16 protein-coding genes are annotated in these 25,356 nt (G+C 37.2%); 11 read left to right on the top strand and 5 right to left on the bottom strand.

The window, feature by feature from the left end:
• Nucleotides 1–105 precede the first annotated feature (105 nt).
• The gene (locus AA650_RS00460) at nucleotides 106–1,599 is read right to left on the bottom strand and encodes a dolichyl-phosphate-mannose--protein mannosyltransferase (RefSeq protein WP_053537536.1); all 1,494 of its coding nucleotides are present in this window, start codon (nucleotides 1,597–1,599) and stop codon (nucleotides 106–108) included.
• Between the two features lie 115 nt (nucleotides 1,600–1,714).
• Here AA650_RS00460 and AA650_RS00455 point away from each other — a divergent pair, with 115 nt between their 5' ends.
• The 3 genes from AA650_RS00455 to AA650_RS00445 all read left to right on the top strand — a co-directional run bounded on the left by AA650_RS00455 (nucleotide 1,715) and on the right by AA650_RS00445 (nucleotide 3,792).
• Nucleotides 1,715–2,119 (top strand): hypothetical protein, encoded by a 405-nt coding sequence (locus tag AA650_RS00455; protein ID WP_027403445.1) that lies wholly within the window; start codon nucleotides 1,715–1,717, stop codon nucleotides 2,117–2,119.
• A 35-nt stretch (nucleotides 2,120–2,154) separates the two neighbouring features.
• The gene (locus tag AA650_RS00450; protein WP_053537535.1) at nucleotides 2,155–3,210 is read left to right on the top strand and encodes a tellurite resistance TerB family protein; all 1,056 of its coding nucleotides are present in this window, start codon (nucleotides 2,155–2,157) and stop codon (nucleotides 3,208–3,210) included.
• Nucleotides 3,211–3,444: 234 nt separating this feature from the next.
• Nucleotides 3,445–3,792, top strand: coding sequence for a Rieske (2Fe-2S) protein (locus tag AA650_RS00445; protein ID WP_027403443.1), 348 nt, complete (start codon nucleotides 3,445–3,447; stop codon nucleotides 3,790–3,792).
• Between the two features lie 207 nt (nucleotides 3,793–3,999).
• Here AA650_RS00445 and AA650_RS00440 read toward each other — a convergent pair whose 3' ends face one another.
• Together AA650_RS00440 and AA650_RS00435 are read right to left on the bottom strand one after the other, a co-directional pair.
• Nucleotides 4,000–5,334 (bottom strand): tellurite resistance TerB C-terminal domain-containing protein, encoded by a 1,335-nt coding sequence (locus tag AA650_RS00440; RefSeq protein ID WP_053537534.1) that lies wholly within the window; start codon nucleotides 5,332–5,334, stop codon nucleotides 4,000–4,002.
• Nucleotides 5,318–6,667 carry an ATP-binding protein gene (locus tag AA650_RS00435; protein WP_039205324.1) on the bottom strand — a complete coding sequence of 450 codons (1,350 nt, stop codon included), beginning with the start codon at nucleotides 6,665–6,667 and terminating at the stop codon, nucleotides 5,318–5,320. The genes AA650_RS00440 and AA650_RS00435 overlap by 17 nt, the downstream gene beginning before the upstream one ends.
• 673 nt (nucleotides 6,668–7,340) lie before the next feature.
• On the opposite strand from AA650_RS00435, the gene AA650_RS00430 reads away from it, so the two are divergent.
• Together AA650_RS00430 and AA650_RS00425 are read left to right on the top strand one after the other, a co-directional pair.
• Nucleotides 7,341–8,579, top strand: coding sequence for an aminoglycoside phosphotransferase family protein (locus AA650_RS00430; RefSeq protein ID WP_039205325.1), 1,239 nt, complete (start codon nucleotides 7,341–7,343; stop codon nucleotides 8,577–8,579).
• A 186-nt stretch (nucleotides 8,580–8,765) separates the two neighbouring features.
• A complete protein-coding gene (locus AA650_RS00425) occupies nucleotides 8,766–9,845 on the top strand; it encodes a T3SS effector HopA1 family protein (protein WP_053537533.1) in 1,080 nt (359 codons plus the stop codon).
• A gap of 237 nt (nucleotides 9,846–10,082) precedes the next feature.
• On the opposite strand, the gene AA650_RS00420 is transcribed toward AA650_RS00425, so the two are convergent.
• Nucleotides 10,083–11,441, bottom strand: coding sequence for an NAD(P)/FAD-dependent oxidoreductase (locus AA650_RS00420; RefSeq protein ID WP_053537532.1), 1,359 nt, complete (start codon nucleotides 11,439–11,441; stop codon nucleotides 10,083–10,085).
• A 220-nt stretch (nucleotides 11,442–11,661) separates the two neighbouring features.
• Between AA650_RS00420 and ilvC the strand changes: the two genes are divergently transcribed.
• Both ilvC and AA650_RS00410 read left to right on the top strand, forming a co-directional pair.
• On the top strand, nucleotides 11,662–12,657 hold the full coding sequence (ilvC, locus tag AA650_RS00415) for a ketol-acid reductoisomerase (protein ID WP_053537531.1): 996 nt from the start codon (nucleotides 11,662–11,664) through the stop codon (nucleotides 12,655–12,657).
• A 462-nt stretch (nucleotides 12,658–13,119) separates the two neighbouring features.
• On the top strand, nucleotides 13,120–14,319 hold the full coding sequence (locus AA650_RS00410) for an IS4 family transposase (protein ID WP_053537530.1): 1,200 nt from the start codon (nucleotides 13,120–13,122) through the stop codon (nucleotides 14,317–14,319).
• 8 nt (nucleotides 14,320–14,327) lie between these two features.
• On the opposite strand, the gene AA650_RS00405 is transcribed toward AA650_RS00410, so the two are convergent.
• Nucleotides 14,328–17,051, bottom strand: a complete 2,724-nt coding sequence (locus AA650_RS00405; protein ID WP_053537529.1) for a hypothetical protein — start codon at nucleotides 17,049–17,051, stop codon at nucleotides 14,328–14,330.
• A gap of 1,250 nt (nucleotides 17,052–18,301) precedes the next feature.
• Between AA650_RS00405 and AA650_RS27425 the strand changes: the two genes are divergently transcribed.
• The 4 genes from AA650_RS27425 to AA650_RS00390 all read left to right on the top strand — a co-directional run bounded on the left by AA650_RS27425 (nucleotide 18,302) and on the right by AA650_RS00390 (nucleotide 24,830).
• Nucleotides 18,302–18,451 carry a hypothetical protein gene (locus tag AA650_RS27425; RefSeq protein WP_168644775.1) on the top strand — a complete coding sequence of 50 codons (150 nt, stop codon included), beginning with the start codon at nucleotides 18,302–18,304 and terminating at the stop codon, nucleotides 18,449–18,451.
• A 503-nt stretch (nucleotides 18,452–18,954) separates the two neighbouring features.
• Nucleotides 18,955–19,491 (top strand): sulfotransferase domain-containing protein, encoded by a 537-nt coding sequence (locus AA650_RS00400; RefSeq protein ID WP_053537528.1) that lies wholly within the window; start codon nucleotides 18,955–18,957, stop codon nucleotides 19,489–19,491.
• A gap of 76 nt (nucleotides 19,492–19,567) precedes the next feature.
• On the top strand, nucleotides 19,568–20,587 hold the full coding sequence (locus tag AA650_RS00395) for a transposase (protein WP_053537527.1): 1,020 nt from the start codon (nucleotides 19,568–19,570) through the stop codon (nucleotides 20,585–20,587).
• A gap of 118 nt (nucleotides 20,588–20,705) precedes the next feature.
• The gene (locus tag AA650_RS00390) at nucleotides 20,706–24,830 is read left to right on the top strand and encodes an FkbM family methyltransferase (RefSeq protein ID WP_053537526.1); all 4,125 of its coding nucleotides are present in this window, start codon (nucleotides 20,706–20,708) and stop codon (nucleotides 24,828–24,830) included.
• The last annotated feature ends 526 nt before the right edge of the window (nucleotides 24,831–25,356 follow it).

The raw sequence follows: 25,356 nt of genomic DNA, 5'->3' as shown, positions 1-25,356 counted from the left end.
TTCTTACACAGAAGAACTAGCTGTCACCAAATATATAGATAAGAAATGTAAAAATTTACATGATTGAAGCTACAGGATTTGTGTATATATATTAAGAAATTTCTATCAAATCCAAGAACTAAACCACATCCGCATTCTATAACCATCAGGAGAGATAGGTAAACCTAGATAAATAGGCATCCAAAAAATGAAAGCAGCGACAATGATAAAAGTTATAGTCACACCTACTGCCCGAATTTGCCGATAATAACTCAGCAGACATTGATCAACAACCCAAGCGATCGCTATAAATGTAAATACAACCGCAGACATATAATGATAGATAAAAACACACCTTGTTACCTCCACCCAAGGGAGGAGATTAGCCCCATAATTTATGACTAAAAATAAGCCAATCCAAGTATCAACGCCGAGATTTTTCGGGATAAATAACCGCTTTTTTTCAATTATCGGCATCGTAATTGTGATGATTACCATACCAATTAGAAAGATCATTGCAGCTAAACCAAACCACCATAGAAAAGGATTCCCCATAGCATGAACATCATAAATTACTTTACCAGCACCATCAGGTAAGGGCGGTCCAAATACAGGTAAGGAATCCTTGGTACTTTGAGCAGTTTGATAATAATAAGCCATTGGTCGAGTTAACAATGGCCATTTATACCATGCAGCACAATAAGGATGAACGCTAGGACTATTACCACCTAATTGCAGATGAAAGTGTAAAATTTGTTTATGAACTTCAATAAATCCATATCTTTTATCTAGTTGGAGGTGAGGAATCCAAATCAGACTATAAATAACTGCGGGAATAATTCCTAAATAAGAACCCATTTGCCAAATATTTATTTTTGTCAGATTTTGCAAGGGTGATTTTATAGTATCCGTTGGGGAATCATTGGCAGAATTAAAAAACCGTAAACAAGAAAATAATGGACTACGAGATGGATGATCTTCATATTGCAACCAGCGAATTATCCAGGCTGCTATCCATACACCATAAGCACCCGCTAAAAACCATAAACCATTCCATTTTGTACCAATAGAAGCACCAAAACTAATACCAGAGAGAATTAACCACAACCAACGGTTTTGTTTTTGCTGATCTAATGCCAACAATAATAACCATTGTCCGAGTAAACCAAAGATAACTATATAAACATTACTTAAAGCATAACGAGATTCTACTAAAAATAATCCATCACAGGCTGTAAAAAATCCTGCTAACAAAGCAAACCGATGACGATAACTAAATTGATAAGTTAATAAAGTCACGATTACGGGAATTAATGAACCAGTGAGCGCATTTACCCACCGATAATTCCAAGGAGATAATAAAGAATCTGTGAGACTATTGACAGTATCTCGACCAATAGGAATGTATTGACTCATCCAAATCCCTAACCCAATCAGATATTGACTTAATGGTGGATGAGCATTAAAAAATGGTGTATGGGTCAGATAGTTGTTACCAAATTTAGCAAAATAAACTTCATCAAATACTAAAGTATTAAATCGGCTTAGTCCCCAAAAACGTAAGCTCAAGGAAAGTAGAAATATGCTTATTATGCCTAATCGAAACCAAGTTTTTTTCATGATGTTCTTCAGGGGTTTTTCGAGTTAGATCCCCGACTTCTCTAAGAAGTCGGGGATCTTGTTGTCCACAAATATAGAATAATAGCTCTAATACAGTCAAAAAACTTAATCTACTATGTCACAATTAGAACGACTGCTAAAAATGGCAGAAGATGAACTTACGGAGTATAGCACTGATGCCCGCAAAATGGAAAAACTCCGCCGCAAGATTAGTCTATCAGTACCATTAGCAGAACAGAGGCAACTAAAAGCGACATTATTAGCTACAATACCATCTGGTAAAATTGCAGAAATTGTGGAAGAGCAAAGACAAACCGTAGCTTTGCCATTTTGGGGAATTGCTGGTTTGGGTTTGTTATTGGGTATTTCCCTGAATCAACCCATTGGCTTATTAGCAGCTATTGGGGGGACTGTAGCAGCCTTTAGGATTCAGAAATGGGGTTGGCAATTACAGGCAAATCGCCTATTATTGCGGACATTGGAAGATATTGAAACCCGGATTTCTCAACCTAGTAATTGAGTACAAACAACAAATTAATTGAGGAGATAGAAGTTATGACAAAGTATGATTATATTTTCAAATCGAAAGAGACGATCAAAGAATCATTAAATGCACAAGAAGCGGTAGCGGCAATCGCTGTAATTACAACAATAGTTGATTCTGGCAGTGAAGACATAGATGCCGAAAGTTTAGCTGATATTCTTTGGGAGTTTGAGATATTTGATGAATACTCAGAAGAAGAAATGCTAGAAACGGTGGATAGACTCATAGAAATTGCCGGAGAGGTGGGATTAGGTTCTTTGTTTAATGCTGCTAATGCGGCGATTTCTGGTGAGGCAGTTTTAGATGGTTTTGCGGCTGGAGTGATTATGCTTTTAGATGCGGAAAATTTAATTATCCCGGCAAATAAAAAGGTTTTTCTGAAACAACTACAAATAGCTTTAGAACTGGATGATGAAGAAGCAGAAGAAATTATCAAAGAGATAATTGCCTCAATAGAAGCTGGGGATGAGGAGGAATATGTCGAGGAAGAATATGAAGCAGTTATTTTCAATGAAGCTGGTGAACAATTTTATCAATCACCTTTGGGTAACTTTATAGTTCCTATTCCTGTAAATTCTGAACAGGGAGGAACACTGCAAACTGAGGAAGGAATGGTGAGTTTTTCGGACGATACTGGGACTTTACTGAGAATTGATTATTATCCTCTCTCCCTAGAAGAAATTGATGATCTAGAATCCCAAGAAGATGAGGTATATCTGCATAGAGTTTTGGTGGATAAATATGTCCCTCAAGCCATTATTTCTCATGTTCCTACGGCGGAAGTGAAATATAAAGAATATTGGCAAGATACTTTAGAAACTTATTACTATGTATTAGTAAATATGCCTCAAGGTTCAACTATATCCAAGCAGGAAACTAATGGCAATAATGGCATAAGATTAGATGCCTATAGAGGATTGCTGTCTTTTGTCAATAATGAATGTTTGTATATAGTTAGTAGTCAACGCAGCTTTTTAAATGGTGAAATATCTCGTTCTGTGAAGGAAGAGGCGAAGAAAATGAGAAAAGCTATTTTAGATTTTGTCAACACGATTGAGTTTGCCTAAATCTAAATTTCTCAATTTTAGGTACTCTTCTGGGGGCAGTCAGACTTTTGGGCGCAGGCCCTGCGCCCCTACCCCCGTATTTGGGGCAACCACAGGGGTTGGCCCCCTACAAAATTGATGGGTTTAGTGATTTTGAAAATGTTCAATAAATTTTGCACAGGTACTTATTAGCGATCGCATAAGACACAATTGCGAGAAACTAAGAACAGGTCTATTGAAAATAAGGAGAATCTCATGGCTTGGACTCAAGTTTTAGCTGCTAACGCACTGGCTGCTGGTGCGCGGGAAGTAGTCAAAGTGGGCGATCGCAAGATCTTACTCTTAAACCACGAAAATCAGCTTTATGCTGTAGATGATACCTGCCCTCACTTAAAAATGTCTTTGAAGAAAGGAAAAATTGAAGATGGGGCGATAGTTTGTCCCTTCCACCGCAGTGCATTTGACTTGGGTAATGGAGAAGTAAAAACTTGGTGTCCCTTCCCACCCGTAGTTGGTAAATTGCTGTCAATGGTTTCCTCGGAAAAAACCTTACCAACCTATCCTATTAAAGTGGAAGCAGGCAACATTTTAATTGATGTCTAAGCAGCATCATAGCAAAAGTAGGGGCGCAGGGCCTGCGCCCAAAAATCTGAATTTCACGATCAATTAATATTGTGATTACCTTGTCCGGTTCTCAATTTCTCATTTCTCTCGTTCCCATACTCTGTATGGGAATGAATTCTCAAAGACTCTGCCTTAAATCATTTTTAGGTACAAAATCTCAATTGAAACCTATACACAAAGCCAGGTTTACTCCTGAATTCTGCTGTAACTGATTTCTGAATATTTAGTAATCATTGTTTTCACATTTAATAAATGTTCTTCAACAATTTCAGGAACTTCAGTATTGGTTTCAATAATTAATTCACCAATCGTATTACTAGCTATTTCATTAATAGCATCAATCAAAAGATTGGGCATAGTAATATTAGCTTCAGCAATTTCTTTAATAGTAGCTTTGGGGTTGTCTTGTTCCAGTATGGCTTTCAAAACCTGAATTTCATAACCGGGGAGATGGTTGAAAAAATTATTCCATTTTGCTGGTAAATTTTCGGTGTGATCATGTTTCCCCTTTATTGGATCTAATGGTTCTAATAATTCATCAAAAGGAAACAAATCTAAATTATTTTCTTCATTATCGGGCAATGTTGAGGGATTGATTGTTTCCACTTGTTGAAGTAATTCCCAAACTTGATTTTGTAATAAATCCCGTTCATCTTGTAAGACAGAAATTTGATTTTGTAGTTGATTAACTTCCGTTTTTTGTTCTAATGTCTTATTCTGTAATGATTTGAGCGTATTTTCCAGATTATTTCTAGTTATACCTGTTTCTACTAGTAGATTATTTTGTTTAGTAATTTCCAGTTCTTGATTTTGAATTTCTATTCGTAGTTCATAAAGCTTTTCTTCTAGTTGTGGTTTAAGTCTTTCTAACAAAATTACATCATTTTCTAATTCTTTTTTCTGCTGTTTGATTGTATCAATTTGAGGTTGAATTTGGTTGATTTCAGCACGGGAGGCGTGACAATTTAGTTCTAATCGTCGCTTTTCTGCAATCAAATTATTGCAACTATTATTTAGTTCTATATTACTATTTTCTAAATGTGCAAATTCATTTTTAAGATTATAAATTTCGGCTTCAATTTGCTTTTTTTGAGCCGCAAATGTCCCGATATCTCGATGTAAACTATCTCTTTGACTACGACAATCTCCAATTTGGTTTTCTAACTGCTGAGTTTCTGCATACAATAAATTTCTATATTCTTCTAATTGGTGTATTTCTTTGAGAATACGCGATTTTAACCCTTCTATATCTCGAATCCGTCTTTGGAGAGAACCAATCATTTTCCACTCATCATTTCTTCGCCGTTTATCAACGAGAAATGCGGCTGCATAAGTAGCTAATACCGTAATTATTCCCGTAAAAAAGGCTCTAGAAATATCCCAATTAGGAACAAGACTTAAACCAAAACTGACACTAAAAGCGGTTATTCCTAGTACGACTCGATGACTAACTATAGTTGGTTGTATCTTACTAGGTTTTATGGTAGCCAAGTTGTTAGAATTATTAGTAATTAACGTCATTATTCCTCACATTTTCACCAAATACAGCTAAATCTGCCTTTAAAAAGTCAATAAACTGCCTTGCGGTTCTGCCAGAACGGCCATTATGACGGGTTGCCCATTGTAAAGCTTTGTATTCTAAATCTTCGGGAGAAATATTAATATTTGCTGCTAGGTGCTGGACTATTTGTAAATAGGTTTTTTGATCTGCGGCTTCAAAAGTTAATGTTAGACCAAAGCGATCGCTAAAAGACAACTTTTCTTGCATTGTATCCCAACCATGAACTTCATTGTTATCCTTGGGGGCTGGTCTATCAGTAAAATATTCCCGGATTAAATGGCGACGGTTAGACGTAGCATATACAACTACATTTTCCGGTCTGGCAGTTACATTTCCCTCTAAAACAACTTTCATTGCTTTAAAACTATTATCATCTTCTTCAAAGGAAAGATCATCTACAAAAATAATAAATTTTTGGGGAACACCTCGCAACAATTCGACAATTTTTGGTAAATCTGGCAATTCTGACTTAGAAACTTCTATTAAGCGCAAGTTTCGATGACTATATTCATTTAATAAAGATTTAACTAAAGAAGACTTACCTGAACCACGACTACCATACAGTAAAACGTGCAATGCAGTTTCGCCTGACAATAAGAACTCTGTGTTTTTGACTAAAGCATCTTTTTGCCACTCGTAACCCACTAATGTAGACAGTTTTACCGCATCAGGACAAGTAATACCAACTAACTGCCCACTTTGCCAACGGAAAGCTCTATATTGGGCAAATGAACCAGTTCCATATTGCTGATAATAAGCGGCTAAATCTGCTACTGCATCACCCCAATTTGCCAACAGGGGAAGAGATACCATTAAACCCGTTTCTCCTGCTAGGGTTTCCGGTTCTTGATACCAAACCACAGGAGAAATCGGTAAATGCGTCGCCATTTGTACCCACTCACTTAAAACTGCACTATTACATTCATATAAACTTTGTAATATTTGCAAATCATGTTGCACAGCCACTACTAAAGCCGAGGGTAATTGCCTAAACTCCTCTCGTTGTGCCAATTTGCTAAAAGGATTATCCGCAGTCAGAATTTGCTGAATCAGATATTCTTCCCAGGTTTGATGACTGTTGGCTAAAGCTTGGAAATAACTACCGTAAGCCTGGAGGCAATCTCGCCCATCTGCATCAGTATAACGGATGGTTTGTAATAAATTCAGAAACGCTCTGCCTACGTCGCTGTCTAGGACAGATTGGTACAGTAAAAGAGAGGCAGCTTGGCGTTGTAAAAGTTGCACCGCTGTATAAGATATAGTATTTGCCGTCAGCATTGGTAGATGATCCATCAATCAACTGGTTAAAAGGGAACAGGGAACAGGGAACAGGGAACAGAAAAATCAATTGTGTAATTAATTCTGTCCTATTACTTGTGTCTAATTTATATTATTCTTGCCTCCCTCCAATTCTTTCTCCTGAACTCCTGAATGGGCGCAGGCCCTGCGCCCCTACCTCCTGATAGCGTAGCGTGGCGTTAGCCATACTCCTGATAGCGAAGCGTGCGCTCCTACCTCCTGGACTCCTGACTCTTATACCTACAGGAATACAAGTGTAGCCATTTATATATTATACTAGAGGGGATTGGGGACAAAAGTAAACTAATACTGATTGTCAGGATAAATTGCTAACATACATACAGGAAACATGGATCACTGACAAATGTAAGTAACCGTTGTTTTCACTGGATATGTACCAGCAATTATTTTGGCAACAGTAATGTTTGATTCAAGGTGCAAAGCTCTACTACAGATATTGTAAAGATTTTATAGTTTCTTCCGTAGACTTGAAAGTAGAAAAATAGCTAATATTGCCATTTTGGCAGGTCTTTCTGACACAAATGGGATATTAGTAGATAGTAGCAATGGTTCGTAAATTTTTTACCATTAACTTAAGAACTGCTACAGCCACCTCAATATTGACTGCGGTAATTCTTTAGCCATTTAAATAACTAGGAAATAATTCATGTTGTTATCACTGTCTTCTCAAAATGTTATCCAGTATCTGCACAAGGCAGGACTGTGTAGCGCGGAAGATGGCGCTGCATATAAATCTGTATTGCCAGAAAATAGCAAGAAAAATGGGAATTTACTGGTAATCCTGGCAGATAATCGCCAACTGCTAATTAAACAAGAACGTCACATTAATAATGAGCAAAATTGCCATGAACTCTTTAATGAATGGCTGTTTCATCAACTATTACAGCAATTTCCAGTGATTGGTAATATTGGAGCGATCGCATTATCATTGTTACATTTTGATGAAGAGAATTCTATTCTGGTGCGGAGCTACTTCAGCGAATATGTGGAGTTAGGAAAATTTTATCAACAGAGTAGTATGTTCCCCACAGCGATCGCCAGCGCGATTGGTAATACGTTAGCAGGATTACACCGAGCCACGTTTAATAAACGTGAGTATCGTGATTTTATGTCCACTGCCCCCGCAGGACAGTTTCGCTATAATTTTTACAATCCTGCTCAAGGTATACCCTCAATAAATCCAGACACATTTGGGACAATTCCCACCGAAGCACTACAATTTCATCTCCTGTATCAGCGTTACGAAAGTTTAGAATCAGCGATCGCTGACTTAGCTTATGATTGGAAACCATCTTGCTTAACTCACAATGATCTACAATTAAGCAACATTCTAGTTCATTCCCGATGGGAACAGCTAGATAACTGCTTGACAAAATTAATTGACTGGGAAGCTTGCGGTTGGGGAGATCCAGCTTTTGATTTAGGAAACTTATTAGCCAGTTATTTAGGCGTGTGGCTGTCTAGCCTAGTAGTAGATCCAACATTAGACCTAGAAGAATCTTTAAATTTAGCCATGATTCCTCTAGAAGCAATACAGCCTTCAATCTTAGCTTTAATTCAGGCTTATCTTGATGCTTTTCCCATGATTTTAGAATATCATCAAGACTTCATTCTGCGGGTAATTAAGTTTGCAGGTTTAGCATTAATTCAACAAATTCAACACAGAATCGAATCCCAAAAATCCTTTGATAATAGTAATCTGTGTATGCTCGAAGTTGCTAAAAGCCTCTTAACAGTGCCAGAACAGGCAGTATTGACGATTTTTGGCATCTCCGCCGCAGAAATCCTCCAATCTGTCCCCACACTCCAGAAACTTCCTCAACCCCATAAAGAACAACAATTAGTGCGTCTTTATTACGAAAAAACTCGTCTACGCGGTTGTTAGTAATAATGATTCCATCATATTGTGAGGCTAAACAGAATCATAAAATCCATGAACTCATCCCTTCTTATCCGCGTTTATCTGCGTTTATCTGCGGTCGATTTTCTTGGAAATATTATGCCATACAGCCTCATCTAAACCTGATATTTCCCATATATTTTCCGAAAATTTGAGGTGCAAAACAAATTAATGCTTGATGACTCTACCAATCAAATTCTCAATTCATTATTCGATATTGCCAATAATATCCAGATTGAACCTAATTTTTGTATTTACCATCCCAATTATCAACCTTTTGCCTTACCCACAAATATAGCAAACAGGTTTCAACAAAACTCACCTTCTTTAAAACAGAAATATTTGAATATACTGTTGAGAAATTTCCTCTATGGTATTTATTACAATGGTTCACTACAAACAGTCTTAGCCACAAACAGTAATTGTCAATCTCAGATAAATTTCCTAGAAAATAATAGTTTAGGTGTAGATGAAGAATTCTATGAACAACTACATCATAGCAATCATGGTACAGGTCATTATGAACCAGATTGGCAGATTTTGAGAATTGAACCTGATGGTAGTATGGCTGTAAATAAGGATGGATTAACCTTATATATTGAGCCAGAATGTCATCTGCAACCCCGGAAAAAGTCCCCTAAAGTGGGGGAATTAATAGCAATATGGATGCCTAAAAATCGCTTGCAAAATGGCTGTTATGTGGCAGTAAGTAATACAGCAATAGAAAATCAATCTCCCCAAAATACTGATTTAGGAGGAGGACGAATTTATTTTCATGTGACATCATCCGGGGCAATTGTCCTCATGGATAGCTTAACCAAAGCCTTGAATAATGTGGCAATTGCCTTTAGTTTCCAAGTTCTTTATAATCCCGCAGCATATCAGCGTTATGATGGAGGTGTGCTGCATTTTAACCGCCAAGATTACCCCACAATTCGGAATATTCTTCAAGATATTTATCAAAAACATCAAGCTTACTTTCAGCCAGAAATTCCCTTATTTACAAAATTTTTAGCACCGGGATTAGGGTTAGCCGAAGAACCAAATCAAAAATTTGCTCCTCAAGAAAGTTTTGGGATGAACCGTTGTCAAATTGTTGCCAATGCGCTGTTAGAATCTTGGCAAAAGGGTAAAAATGCTTTAGAAGAAAGAATAGAATTAATTAACCAACACTTTGCCAGAAATTTGATTGATGTGCAGCATCCCTATCTTAATCCGGCTTCTGAGGATATTTATCAGCCGTTAATTTGAGGAGAAAATAACCTGATATGTGTCAACTTAAGCTCGTTCCTAGTCTCTGACTGGGAATGAGACGAAAGTTTCACCCAAGGCTAAAAATGCTGGATGCCAAGTTGTCAAACCATCATCACCTAATCTTTCGTACACACTATAAGTTTTTGATTTCAAGTTATTATGGGAGGCAGAGTCTCTAGAGGGCATTCCCAGTCGGAGACTGGGAACGAGTGAAACGAGTGAACAAACTACCAACTACACATTTAACGGCTTTTTTGTGATAACTGGCGTGTGATTATCACTATTTACAATTGGTACAGGGGCAATGGTTTCCTTACCTGTAATTAATCTCGCGCCACGATTGCGGGTAAAATAACTCCACAACCATTGAATCATCACAACTAACTTATTATCAAATTCAATCAAGAAGTAAATATGAATAAATAACCAAACAAACCACGCCAAGAAACCTCTGAGTTTGATAAATCCTAAATCAACAACTGCGGCGTGTTGCCCAATCATTGCTAAACTACCTCTATCCACATATTTGAATTGGGGTAGTGTTTCACCTTTCAAACGTTTTTGAATGAGTTTAGCTACATATTCGCCTTCCTGCATGGCGACTGGTGCAACTCCCGGCAAAGGTTTATCATTTTGATGGGCGAAATTTGCTAAGTCACCAACTACGAAGATGTTGGGAAATCCTTTAATACTTAAGTCTGGTTCAACTATAACACGACCAGCGCGATCGCTCTCAACTCCCGTCTTCTCTGTCAAAACTTTCCCCATTGCTGAGGCTTTCACACCCGCAGCCCACAACACAGTTTTTGCTGCAATTTCTTTGACATCATCACCTTGCTTAATCGTCACAATATCATTTTCAATATGTGTTACCAAAGTTTTGGTTTGCACATCTACGCCCAAAGCCTTTAATGATGTTTCCGCTGTGTGGGATAATTCGGGGGCAAAAGGGGGAAGAATCCGATCTAAACCTTCTAACAATAAAACTCTGGTTTCTGAGGTGTCAATGTTGCGGAAATCTTCTGTCAGGGTTTTAGTTGCCAATTCAGCGATCGCTCCCGCCAATTCTACCCCAGTTGGACCACCACCAACAATTACAAAAGTTAACAAAGCTTGGCGTTTTACCGGATCACTTTCGCTTTCAGCCGCTTCAAATGCTGAAAATATCCGCCGACGCATCTCAATGGCATCTTCTACAGTCTTTAAACCCGGTGCAAATTCTTCCCAGTTATCCTTCCCAAAATAGGAATGCTTCGCCCCTGTAGCCACAATTAAAGTATCGTAGGGGACAGATTCCGCGCCTACCATCACATTTTGGGCGGTAGTGTCAATATCATTCACTTCACCCAACAGCACCTTTGTATTTTTGCTCTTGCTGAGAACAGAACGCAAGGGAGAGGAAATATCCGCTGGGGACAAAGAACCTGTAGCGACTTGGTACAGCAGTGGTTGAAAGAGATGAAAATTGCGTTTATCAATCAGCGTGATTTGTACATTAGCCTTAGCCATAGACTTAGCGGCATACAATCCACCGAAGCCACCACCAATAATCACGACTTGATGAACCGGTTTCTTGTCAGCTAGATCAACCATAAAAAATATTTCCTTCCATTACAGGGCTGTAACTATTCTTAACAAATTTGTATCAAAATTATCACAATTATTTCTGTTTATCTTGAACTTCTGAAAAAAAAATAAAAGTATCTACAGATCCCCGACTTCTCAAAGAAGTCGGGGATCTGATAGTCCGATTTGCGATACAATCATAAGTCTGCCAATTTCATGACAGCCTTTATAAACAGGAGATGCTTCTATGGCGCGTATGTATTATGATGAAGATGCTAATTTAGACCTTTTAAAAGGTAAAACCGTTGCTATTATTGGTTATGGTTCACAAGGTCATGCTCATGCGCTGAATCTCAAAGATAGCGGTGTAAACGTCATTGTCGGATTATATCCCGGCAGTAAGTCCACAGCCAAAGCCGAAGCTGCTGGTTTGACAGTTAAAAATGTGGCTGATGCTGCCAAAGCTGCTGATTTCATCATGATTTTATTACCAGATGAAGTCCAAAAAACAATTTACAAAAACGAAATTGAACCCAATTTAGAAGCCGGAAACGTTTTAGCTTTTGCACATGGTTTTAATATCCATTTTGCACAGGTTGTACCCCCTGCTGATGTTGATGTCGTCATGGTTGCGCCTAAAGGACCTGGACATTTAGTGCGTCGTACCTACGAACAAGGACAAGGTGTACCTGCGTTATTTGCAGTTTATCAAGATGCCACTGGTCAGGCACGCGATCGCGCAATGGCCTATGCTAAAGGTGTTGGTGGTACACGCGCCGGTATTTTGGAAACTACCTTCCGGGAAGAAACCGAAACCGACTTGTTTGGAGAACAAGCAGTATTGTGTGGTGGTTTGAGTGCTTTAATCAAAGCCGGTTTTGAAACCCTAGTAGAAGCAGGTTATCAACCAGAACTCGCTTATTTTGAATGTCTGCACGAAGTCAAATTAATTGTTGATTTAGTCGTAGAAGGTGGTTTAGCCACCATGCGCGATAGTATTTCTAATACTGCCGAATATGGTGATTATACTCGCGGTCCTCGCGTTGTCACCGCCCAAACTAAAGCGGAAATGAAGAAAATCCTCAGCGAAATCCAATCTGGACAATTTGCGCGGGAATTTGTCTTGGAAAACCAAGCTGGTAAACCTGGTTTTACTGCTATGCGTCGTCAAGAAGCAGAACATCCTATTGAAGCAGTTGGTAAAGATTTACGTGCCATGTTTAGCTGGTTAAAGAAAGCGTAATTTTGGGTAAGTAATTGGACAAAAATATTTACAGTCATTGCGAGCGAAGGGAAGCAATCACAACCCTGGCGATTGCTCGATTTCACTTCGTTCCCTATGGCTAACGCCACGCTACGCTAACACAATGACATTGTGTAAGTAATTGGACAAAAATATTTACAGTCATTGCGAGCGAAGGGAAGCAATCACAACCCTTGCGATTGCTTCATTTCACTTCGTTCCATTCCCAATAACATTGTGTAATTAATTCTGTCTCACTACTTAATTAATTCTGTCTCACTACTTAATTGGTAATTGGTAATTTCTTACCTTTTACCAAATTCTTTTTTTATGCAGAAAATATTTAGCAAAGTATGACAAATATCTTAACGGGTGACAAGGCGGTTGAAGATGAGATGTGGCAATAATTTGAGAAAATAAGGGAGTAAAAAAATAGGGACAAAGAAGCCCCCGAAGCAAAAAATGTTACCACAATCATATCAAACAATTTTCCGAAAGCATTTGAGTGAACAGCAGTATTTGACACTAGAGATATTGTTGTTATTAATACAGGCTCATCGCCAAGTAAAACTGTCAAAATTGGCCAGCTTGTTTCCCCAACCAATTAAATATGAAAGCAGGAAACGTAATCTACAAAGATTTTTAGGAATAGGTAAACTCTGCGTAAAATTATTATGGTTTCCATTGATAAAATATTGGATTAGACAATCGTTAACACCAAAACAACTGAATCGAGAACAGCGCCGTTATTTTCATAAAAAACAGTATCAAAAATATGGTTATTGGATGGTAGCACTGGATAGAACACAGTGGAAGGGGCGAAATATATTTATGGTGACATTGGTATGGGGTACTCATGCCCTACCACTATATTGGGAAACATTAAATCATGTCGGAAATAGTAATTTACAAACACAGAAAAGATTAATAAAGACAGCAATAAAGTTGTTAAAAAAATGTCGAATTGTGGTGTTAGCAGACAGAGAATTTCATAGTCCAAAACTGGCTAAATGGCTTGATGAGCAAGGAGTTTACTTCGCTTTACGCCAGAAGAAAAACCTTTATTTTCAAGAAAAACCTGAACAAGAATATCAAGTTCTTAAAAATCAAGGATTTAAGCCAGGAATGTCGAGATTTTATGAAAAAGTTAAATGTGGTAAAGGGGATGAATTAGGCTTATTTAATATCGCTGTTTATTGGAAGAGAAAATATCGGAACTCTGGACCAAAAGAACCTTGGTATATCTTGACGAATCTACCAACTCTCCAACAAACTTTATGCCTCTATAGATGTCGATGGGGAATTGAGCAATTCTTTAAGGATTGTAAAACTGGTGGTTATAATTTAGAGGATACTAAAGTAAATGAAACTCGCTTTTTAGCTTTAGTATTATTGATTGTCATTGCTTATAGTTTAGCCACTATGCACGGTCAACGGATGAAAAAATTAGGTATAGAGACTTATGCCGGACGTATTCAACAACATCAGGACAAGTACCCACGTCAAAGTGATTTTAGCTTTGCTCTCTACGGACAACTATGGATTTATGGTATGGAATTATGGGCTGATTTAGCTCTGAATTTAATCAATCTCAAGCCTCATAAACGCCTCTTTTTTCAACGGGGCTTTCAGGCTCTATCCCTTATGAAACAAGCTCTTTAGCCGCCTTGTCACCCGTTAAGAGAAAACATTGGACCCAAGTCATCAAGAGAAACCGAATCTATGACAACAGGAGTTTCATCAGTCCAAGGTTGTATTATTTGCTCAATAAATTGGACACTTCTTTGATAAATACCTGTTCTTAGTTGTAATAATAAGGAACTATCTGAAGTAATATTTCCTGAAAAAGTATAACTTCCAGAAACTTGGGCAAGGCTACTATTAGTATTACTATAACTTAGGGTATTATTTAACCTTTCATTCATTTGTCTGCGTTGTTGAGATGTGGCTTTTGTCTTCAACGTCGCTAAAGTTTTTACGGTATTAAACTGTTCTTTTGCTTCATTAATACTTGCATTCAAATTACCCGGATTAATAACACTAAAAGCACTACCCAATATTAATCCTAGACTAGCATTTGTAGTCTGATTTAAATCAGTATCTTGCCATTGGGCTGTAGTTACAGATAAGCCAGGATTAGCAAAAACATTTAAATAATTTAATCTAATTTTTTCTGGGTCATATTGTAGTAATGTGCGGTTATGTGACCAACTCAAAGTATATCTATACCAAGCTTGATTTTGAGGAGCTAATATCGAAGAAGTGGTAACTTCAGGACTTTGTTGTCCAAGGTTAGACCAACTCAAGGAATTAAGATAATGAAAATCTCTTTGTTCTTTCGTTAAAAAGGGATTGCTAAGGACTTCAAAAAGATCATTATTATTTATTTGATTAACTTGTAAAGTTTTGATCCCAGGTAGAGACGTAATTGGAGCTTTGAATGAATATCCCTGGTTAGTAAAAAAATCACCTAATGTCAGTCCAGCAGCAAGGAGATTTTCACGGGGAATAATACTACCAGCTTCTAACTTAACACCATTATTTAATAAAGGTTGTAAATTGACAGTTGGAAAGCCTTGGAAAAATTTAGGTGCATTCCTAGCATCTAAATTACCAGATAAAGCACCTCCTCCTAGTAATTGGTCTGTAGTTGCTTTGGGTGCGTTAGCTAGGGGAATAAGTTTTTGGAACAAACTACCATCAGAGCCAGTAATATTCAGATTAAAACTGGCATTATCAGGTAGCTGAACTCCCGGAGGTAGGACGATTTCTGCCGTCGCGATAGTAAAATTTAAGTCATTTAATTTATTGTTTCCTACTGAATCTGTAAGGGCAGTAGGAAAAGCAAATACTGTTTGTACACCGAAAAAAGCTGTAGAAATTTGAGCAAATTGTCTCAATTTTTGTTGATAACTATTGCCCTGATAACTAAAATTTAGATGGTTTCCCTGGGTTTCAATAACCACACGATTACCATCTAATACCCAATAGAATTGTTCGTCATTGGGATAAATAGAAATATTAGCTGATTTAATGAGGGGATCACTAAATTGCTCTTTTTGAAACGCATTACTTGGTTGAAAGTTATCTAGGTCAAAACCGAAATTTGAATAGAAAGTAAATTTTGAGGGTTGAAAATTACGAGGATTAATAATTAATTTATCACTTGTGTTCACAAAAAACGGATATCTTGATGCGCTGTTTTCTAACAAGCTACGCATTAAAATTCTCAGGACTTGTTTATTTTGTTCTGGCGCTAATGCTGGTTTCTCCTCTGGTTTCGTTTCTGGTTTATCATCTGGAATCGGTAAAGAAGGTACTTCCTTGGGAAATACAGGTAGATTTGGCTCAACTGGAGTTAATTGCGCTTGCTGCTGATTGCTTGTTTCCTGTGCGATTAATGTCTCACCACTAAGAGTAGTATTGTAATTAGGTTTATATAAATGAAAGCTGTTAGTATTATTTATATTTAAATCTTGATCTGGAGTATTATAATAAGTCCTATTAGCACTATATTCACAGCCAAAGATGTGTCGCTTCAAATCTTCCGTCTTTCCCAGCCTATTTTCCTCACAACTAGAGGTTGTGTAGAAGATATTTTCTGGTAACTGATATGCAGAAGATTGATTGAGACTGATTTCTGTATCATTTAACTTTTGCTGTGGTGAGAAAGGAGTAATAGTAGTTATCTCTGGGGTAGAAGGAGTTAATCCTGGTTTCTCCTCTGGTTTCGTTTCTGGTTTATCATCTGGAATCGCTAAAGAAGGTACTTCCTTGGGAAATACAGGTAGATTTGGCTCAACTGGAGTTAATTGCGCTTGCTGCTGATTGCTTGTTTCCTGTGCGATTAATGTCTCGCCACTAAGAGTAGTATTGTAATTAGGTTTATATAAATGAAAGCTATTAGTATTATTTATATTTAAATCTTGATCTAGAGTATTATAATAAGTCTTATTAGCACTATATTCACAGCCAAAGGTGTGTCGGTTCAAATCTTCCTCTACACTGGGGATATTGTTCGTAGTGACGAGTATTGGTGCAGAATCCTCCAGCCTATTTTCCTCACAACTAGAGGTTGTGTAGAGGATATTTTCTGGTAACTGATATGCAGAATATTGATTGAGACTGATTTCTGTATCATTTAACTTTTGCTTTGGTGAAAAAGAAATAATATTAATTATTTCTGTAGCAGAAGGAGTTAAATTTTTGGACTGAACACCTACCTCTGTAGATTCTAGGTGTTTTTCGGGTTGAATATCCTGATTATTGGTATTGACGCTAAAAAAATCATCTGCTTTTTCTTGTTCAGTTGCTAGGACTTTGGCGGAAAATAGTACCGACACGGACAAAGTTACCAGCAGTCCTCCACTCCAGAAAATATCTTCTTTCTTCATAAGACCTCGCGGTAAGTGGGAAACTCAGCAGCTTCAGCGCTGAGAGGGAAGCGACACGAGCGGTTTTAACCTCTGTGGTCATTAGGAGAATGCTAGTTTTTGAATGGATATAATCCCAGGAACTAGCAAACCAAATCTTAAGCAAAGATAAACTGTTTACTGTCCCCAACATTGATAAAACTGCTGAAACAGAAAAAACATGATATTGAGTATACAACCCACATTCCGCAGGTGTTTTTTGATTTTTCGGAATTATCCATAACCCAATGATAATAAGGCTTTTAGACAATTATACGCAATTCTATATTAGGGCGATGCCTTCGGCGCGGCGTAGCCATCGCAGATCTATCTAAAGCTAGAATCAAGCTTATTGAGAATAATGTCAATAAATCAGTTGGTTTGAGATTAAATTTATTGAATACCTCCATAAATAGCAAAAAGCATGAAGTGGTTATTATGACTGGGTTTTAGCTTTTTTATGAAATTCTTTTTTTGACAAAATAACCTGCTGGGAAAAATATTTTGAGTATATTTACTCATGCTGAATGTGGGATACAAAAAAAGTCTGGCATCTATCAAAAGTTAGATATTTAAAAGTTTTTTACTGCTTGACAAGTATCGGAATTACTCATAAAGTGATACACATAGATAGGTTCTTACTTGCCAGTAAAACTAACAGCATTAATCTCTATCATGGGAATTTATCGGGATGTTTGACTCACAAAATTTTTCTTTCATCCTCTGAAAAAATTGCTCCCTCTCCAAAGGTTGAAAAGCCTGAAATCAAGAGATTTTTCGGATACAGATGATCGTTAAATCCTTTCAAAGTGGTGGGTTGGACTAGTTAGAAAAAGTCGGCGATTCCTACTCATTAAAGGAAATAGAAGGAATCGTCAACCACCTTGATGGGACATAGGCTAAAAAATTCATGCCCTATGCTCCAGACTTTATCCCCCTGGCTTCAACAACTGGGGGATAAGTTTATTTTACAAGAGTATCCGGTAAGCGTAAAAGACAATTAACAGTTTTGTCTCGGAAGTTGTATTTCCCCAAGGTTCTATTACAGCATTTCCCGATGTTATGAGGTACAAGAACCCCACCCCCAACCCCCTCCCCGCAAGCGATGAGGGGGCTAAGATGTACCTTATAACAGCGGTTTCCGCTGTAGCCCTAACGGTAATCTGACAATAAAAGTTATCTATGGTTCTGTAGGTAATGATCCCAGTCAGGTGGCAATTATCAAGGGAAATATGAATGTTGGAACTGTCAATTATCCAGATAATACTATTCAAGCTGCGATCGCTCGCGCCATTGATACTGCTATTAATGATCATCGCTTTGGTGACATTATCGGTATTGTTAAATCTTGGCAAAGTGGTGGTTCTGCGGCTCTAGATTAATTGCGTTTTGATAACTTATACAATTTTGTGGGGTGGGCAAAAAAGCCTGCCCAATAATAAGTAAAATTTCTGTCTTAGAGATGTTTGAAAAATCCTTAGTTTTGTTTCCAGAACTTTTAGATCCCCCTAAATCCCCCTTAAAAAGGGGGACTTTGATTCTAGTTCCCCCCTTGTTAAGCTAAGGTGTACACACAAGTCCTATCTGTCTTCGTTTTGTGCCTATTTCGCCCCCTAAATCCCCCAAGTTTGGGGGACTCTGAAATTCTTTCCTAGAATTAGGAGTGAGGAGGCGGTTCGTTGAAAGCTTAGTTAAATTCGATAACTTGTGTGTACACCGTAGCCATTGTTAAGGGGGGATAGGGGGATTAATAAGAGCTTAAAGTTACAGACAGAAATTTTTAAAACAACCTCTTACAAAAATTAAAGGGCTATTTTTATTTAGATTTCTCTGAGGATTATTTTTTACAAGTTTTTGCATAAATTATCAGGATGTGAAGGGTTTTATGATTATTTTTTGTGGTGGAACAGCTAAAGATTTGAGAAGTCTGGGTTACAACCTTTGCCAGAGCTTACTAACTCAAATAGATAAAAGCAATATTCAAGGAACTATTTGCAATACTGCCTCGGAAATAGATGCTTATTTTCAGCTTTTACAACCATCCTCATCTGTAACACTAATTCAATATCAGATTCCCTCAAAATTAGCTTTAGAAAAAATTCAGCAAGGTGAAGCTAAGGGTATTTACTTGCATCAAGATCCTCGTGAAATTTTAGCTGCTGTTCTCGCTTCTTTAAAACAGAAAGTAACCTTTGAATCTACTTTTATCAACCTTTGGCAACAATACCAAGAAAAGTGGTTTTCTGATAGCCATCAAACTTTATTAATTCGTAGAGAAAAATTAATTTCAGAACCACATTCAGAAATTTCTAAGTTAGCAACATATTTAAATATTGAATTTACCGAATCGAAAATTGATTTGTTATTAAAGCAGTATCAGTTACCATCACCTGAAACGGTAGGACAATGGCAGAAGTGTTGAATGTTAGGAAAAGATTAAAAAAAAGTACCATAATTTGATACAATCTAAAAAAATCTAGATAAAGAATTATCAAATTATGCGCTTAAAGAATTTCCCAGAAGTGGTCAAAACAATATTGAAACCATTGCCCAAAAAAGATTATCCAGTTCTGGACACATTTTCATTTGTATCAGTGTGGTTACAGTATGTCATGGATAAAAGTATAGTGAGTATGAGAGATTTATTTCAAAGACTAAATAATCAAGGGATAGATTTAAAAATATCAAATTTTTCCAAGGCAAGTAAAAAGAGAGATACTCAAGTATTTTTGGAGATAATAACTGAATTAAACAATCAACTGAGAAAGAAAAAAGGAAAGGAAGAAACCCAAGCATTATTTCCTATAGATTCAACAATTATTACATTAACAAGTAAATTATTATGGAGTCAAGGATATCATCAAGTAAAACTATTTTGTGGGTTAGATAGTTTGACATCAGAAGTTGGTGGAATGGTGATTCATTTTGGGCAAGGACATGACCATAAATATGGACAAGAAACAGTAGAAGCAATTCCGTCAAAAGGAGTAGGGATAATGGATAGAGGATTTGCATCCTCCGAAAGAATATCTGAATTAAAACAACAAAAAAATAAAGCTTTTGTCTTAAGAATTAAAAATAATGTCACTTTAGAAATGCTAGAAAATGGTAATTGTAAAGTTGGCAAAGATGAAAGAGAAGTGGAAATTAGAGTAGTAGCATTTTGTGATATAGAAACTAAGAGTGAATTTCGTTTAGCAACAAACTTATTAAATGAAGGAGAAGAGCAAGTTAGTAATCAAGAGATTATGGAAATTTACATACAAAGATGGCAAATTGAATTGTTATGGAAATTCTTAAAAATGCACCTCAAGTTAGACAGACTTATGACAAAGAATGAGAATGGAATTAGAATTCAGATAATGTGCTGTTTAATCGCTTATTTGATATTGCAACTAATAGAAATACCGCAAGAATTTGGCAAAACTTTATTAGATAAACTCCGTTATCTTCAGTCCTATATGTGTCAGGAAATAAGTTATGTTCATTGGTTTAGAAAACTTATTTGGATAAGATGAAAAATAGCACTTATAGGCTAAGTTTATTTCAATATGTAAAGTTTTATTACGCTATTCAACATTTCTGGGACAATGGACAGAAATTCTCAGTTCTGAGCAATGCTTAATTATTGAAACTTTGCTCAAACCATTACTCCTACAATTTAATGACGAAGATGAGTTTAGTATATCCGAAAGATTAGAACAACATTTAGCAGCAATTCAATTAGAACCACTGCTAATCCAAATTGATAAAATTATTGGTAAATTTAGCCAGATAAAGACCGAAGTACGGGAACAATTTTACGAATCCATTGATCAATATCTGATCACCATTTTAACTGCAATGGGGCGGTTACATGAAGCGGCGGAAGTTTGCCATTTACTAGGAACAGCCCTAACTTTACAAAATAACTTACAATTAGCAGAAAAATGGTATTTACGCGCTCTGAATATCCAACCTCAGTTAGCCAAATCTCATTATAATTTGGGCTTTGTTTATGAACAAGAGGATGATTGGGAAAAAGCTATTGTTCATTATAATCATGCTATCACCATTAATGATAATTATACCAAGGCTTACTATCGCTTAGGATTGATTTTTAAACGTCAAAAGCAATTTACTCAAGCCATAGAACAATTTTCTCAAGTCTTGCATCTAGATCCAAAGCATCAGGGAGCAAAATTCAATTTAGCTTTACTTTGGCAACAAGGAGAAAGTGCAGATTTCATTCAAAATTTGTTAGGAGAAACTGACCTAGAATTATTGCTTAATCTCCCAGAAGAAATAAACGACACTGGGGCAATGTTGGTGCGTGAACGACAATGGGAACAAGCCAAAATCTATTTTAAATTGGTGATTGAGCTAGATCCAGATTGTGTTTTGGCTCACTATAATTTAGGTTGTGTTTTACAAAATCAAAATCGCTATCCAGAAGCAATCACTTCCTATCGTCGGTCTTTAAAGATTAATGCAAATTACATTGATTCCTTAAAGAATTTAGGTTATGTTTACTATAAAAATGGACAAGCAGATTTAGCCCAAGAATGCTTCCAAAAAATATTGCAATTAAATCCTAACCATAGCGAAACTTATGAACTTTTGGGATTTATTGCCGGTGAACAAGGAAAATTATCAGAGTGTATTAGTCTGTTAAATGAAGCCCTGAAAATTAATCCTAATAATCCTAAACTACATTCTTGTTTTCTGTTTAATTTATCTTCTCTTGTCAGTTTTACACCTCAAGAAATATTAGATTCTGCTCAACTGTGGTATCAACAACAAGTAGTTAGTCAATGGCTACCAACCCTCACCACCCACTCTCAGGATAAAACTCCACACCGTCGTTTACGCATTGGCTATATTTCCCCTGATTTTCGCAGACATTCGGTAAGTTCATTTATTAAACCCCTTTTTCAACACCATGACCGCACCCAGGTTGAGGTTTTCTGTTATGGGGAAGTCAAAGAACCAGATGCAATTACAGAAGAAATTATAGATATCTGCGATGCTTGGCGTTCTACTGTAGGTCTTTCAGATTTAGAAGTAGCTAAATTAATTCAAGCAGACCGCATAGATATTATCGTTGATTTGGCAGGGCATACAGCAAACAACCGGATGATGGTCTTGGGAATGAAACCAGCGCCGATTCAAACTACATATTTAGGCTATTTTGCTACTACAGGTTTACCTACAATTGACTACTGGATTACTGATCAGGTTCTTCATCCCGATGATACAGAGGAAAAAACCAGCGAAACTATATGGCGTTTACCCCGTTGCTATGTAGGTTATGAACCTCTGGAAAATGCCCCGGAAATTACTGAACTTCCTAGCAAAAAAACGGGAATTTTTACTTTTTCATCTTTCAATAATTTACGCAAACTCACACCAGAAACTTTTGCACTGTGGATTGAAATTCTCAAAGCAGTACCTAATTCTCGCTTGGTATTAAAATGCGCTAGTTCTGATGTATTCAGTCCCTTAATTACTGAAAAAATTCAAACACCTTTTGTGGAACAGGGTATTGATCCTAAACGCATCTTCTTATATGGTGGATTTGCTACTGATGAAGACCATCTGAATCTTTATAATCAGGTTGATCTACATTTGGATAGTATTCCCTATACGGGATGTACTACGACTTGTGAAGCCCTGTGGATGGGAGTACCGACATTAACTCTCGCAGGGACTCGGAAAATGGAGCGGATGAGTGCCAGTATTCTCCATAGTGTTGGTTTAGATGATTGTATTGCCCATAGTGCCGCAGAATATGTTCAAAAAGCGATCGCATTAGCCCAAAATCCAGATTACCTCCAATCTTTACGTTCAACTATGCGCGAACGAATGCTGCACTCTCCTTTGTTGGATGTGAAAAACATCGCCAGCACTTTAGAAGCAGCTTATCGCCAAATGTGGCAGATTTATATTGAAAAAACCACAGGATCTAACAGCGAAAATCTCCCTAATCATGTTTCTATTCCGGTTGAATTAGAACCCGCTGATGCTATTAATTACTATCAGCAATATATCGAAAATCATCCTGATGATGCCCAGGGATATTATCATTTAGGTTTAGCTTATCAATCCTTAGATGATGTAGAAAATGCGATTCCATCTTATTTGCAATCTCTTACCATTAATCGCGGTTCTGCTGCCACTTATCAAGCTCTAGGTAAATTGTTAGAAGAACAGGAATTAATTGCAGAGGCTGAAAAATATTATCGCTGTGCGTTGTTATTAGCACCTGAAGATAGTGAAATACGAGAAACTTTCAAAGGTTTTTTACAACAGTATCGTTCTCGACCTGCTAATAAAACCATTCCCATTTTTCAGGAAAATGCTAACAATTCTGAAGAGCGTAAATACTTTAAATTCACTGATGCTGATCCTCATGAATGCCTAGTGGAGATTGAGGGTGGAATTAAAGTATGTGTTAAGAATGATATCAACAGCTTGACAACTTATGTTTTGCTAGAACAGGGTGATTGGTTTGAGTCAGAAATGGAGTTTATTCGCAAACTGATTACACCAGGGATGGAAATCCTAGATATTGGTGCTAATCATGGAGTCTATACCTTAACTATGGCTAAGTTACTCCAAGGAGAAGGTAAAATTACGGCTTATGAACCTGCTAGTTCAGTTGTTTCCTTATTGCGAAAAGGTGTAGAAGCTAATGGTTTCACGAATGTAGAGATAGTTAATGCCGGCTTATCAGATTGTGAGGGTGAAGCAACTTTATTTCTATCAACAAATAGTGAACTAAATTCTCTACAGCCTGATAATTTATCCCAACAACAAGAAATTATTCAACTGCTGAACTTGGATCAAGAATTGGCACTGCGTAAATGGCAGAAGATTGACTTTATTAAGTTAGACGCAGAAGGAGAAGAAGCCAAGATTCTCGCAGGTGGTAAAAGATTCTTCTTTGAGCAATCGCCATTAATTATGTTTGAACTCAAGCATGGCAAACATATTAATATGCGACTAATTAAGCTATTTCAAAATCTAGGTTATGAGACTTACTACTTAGTTTCTAGCATAGGTTGTTTAGTTCCTTTTGATGTGAATCAACCAGTAGATGGCTACCAATTAAACTTGTTTGCTTGTAAGCCAGAGCGATCGCAACAATTAGCTGAATGTGGTTTGCTAGTTACACAAGTTAAAGAAAAGCCTCTACTTCCACAACCATCCTACTGGTTAGAAGCAATAGCCACTTTAGGTTATGCAACTCCTTTTCTCAATCAGTGGCAAGAATATACAACGGTTTCCAATGCTGACAGTGAAGTTTACTTAGAAGGGCTTAATTATTTCTTTTTAGCAAAAACAGTGAGCCTTTCTCCAGGAGAAAAGTTTGCGGCTTTAGAACATTCCTTTAAATGTATTCAGCAAGCTGTTAAAGCTCAAGCTTCGTTGACTAGATATTGTAGTTTGGCTAGAGTAGCGACAGAGTTAGGGAAAAGACAAGTTAGTGTGGAAATACTGGAAAAATTAATTACCAATATCAATTCTGGTAGATTAATTAGGGTAAATGAGCCTTTTCTGCCTGTGAGTCAGCAATACGATCATCAGATATTTAACAATAATCTGCAAGACTGGTTCTTAGTAAGTGTTGTTGAAACCTGCGAGAATAGCCGCGTTTTCTCATCTTACTTCTCAGTTAAACAATCGGTATCTTTACTCAATCAGATTATTCATAAACCCTTCCATAGTCATCAGTCAGAAGGCCGATTACTTCTTGCCAACAAACGAATTGACGGATAACGATAGGATGAAATTAGTAATGCACCATTATCAAGGATTTGGTGCGTTACGCTGTCGCTAACACACCCTACGTATTTTTAACGTAAATTCGATAGCGTAGCGTGACGACGTAGGAGTGATTGAACCTCACCCCAACCCCTCTCCGACACGGAGAGGGGCATTTTAACTTATCATTATACTCAAAACGGCTAGAAGCTGGACTTTTTTATCATACAAAGAACAAGTTCAAAGTCTCTCCAGTATTAAATATTATTCCTTTTCCCTCTCCTCTTAGGAGAGGGTTAGGGAGAGGTGCGGGGAGAGGTTTACCAGAGGGGTTAAAAATTATTATATATTGAGTATATCATAGCCCCCTCATCGCTTGCGGGGAGGGGGTTGGGGGTGGGGTTCTTGTACCTCATAACATAAAATCCACATTACATATTTAGTAAGGTGCGTCAGATAGAGGAAATCTGTTTTTTACCAAATCATTGGGTCTGACGCACCCTACAAGAGATAAAATCCACATTAGATCAAAACTATGCAC

It is taken from the genome of Anabaena sp. WA102 (assembly GCF_001277295.1).
Lineage (GTDB): Bacteria > Cyanobacteriota > Cyanobacteriia > Cyanobacteriales > Nostocaceae > Dolichospermum > Dolichospermum heterosporum.
This window is presented reverse-complemented; position numbering and strand designations above follow the sequence as displayed.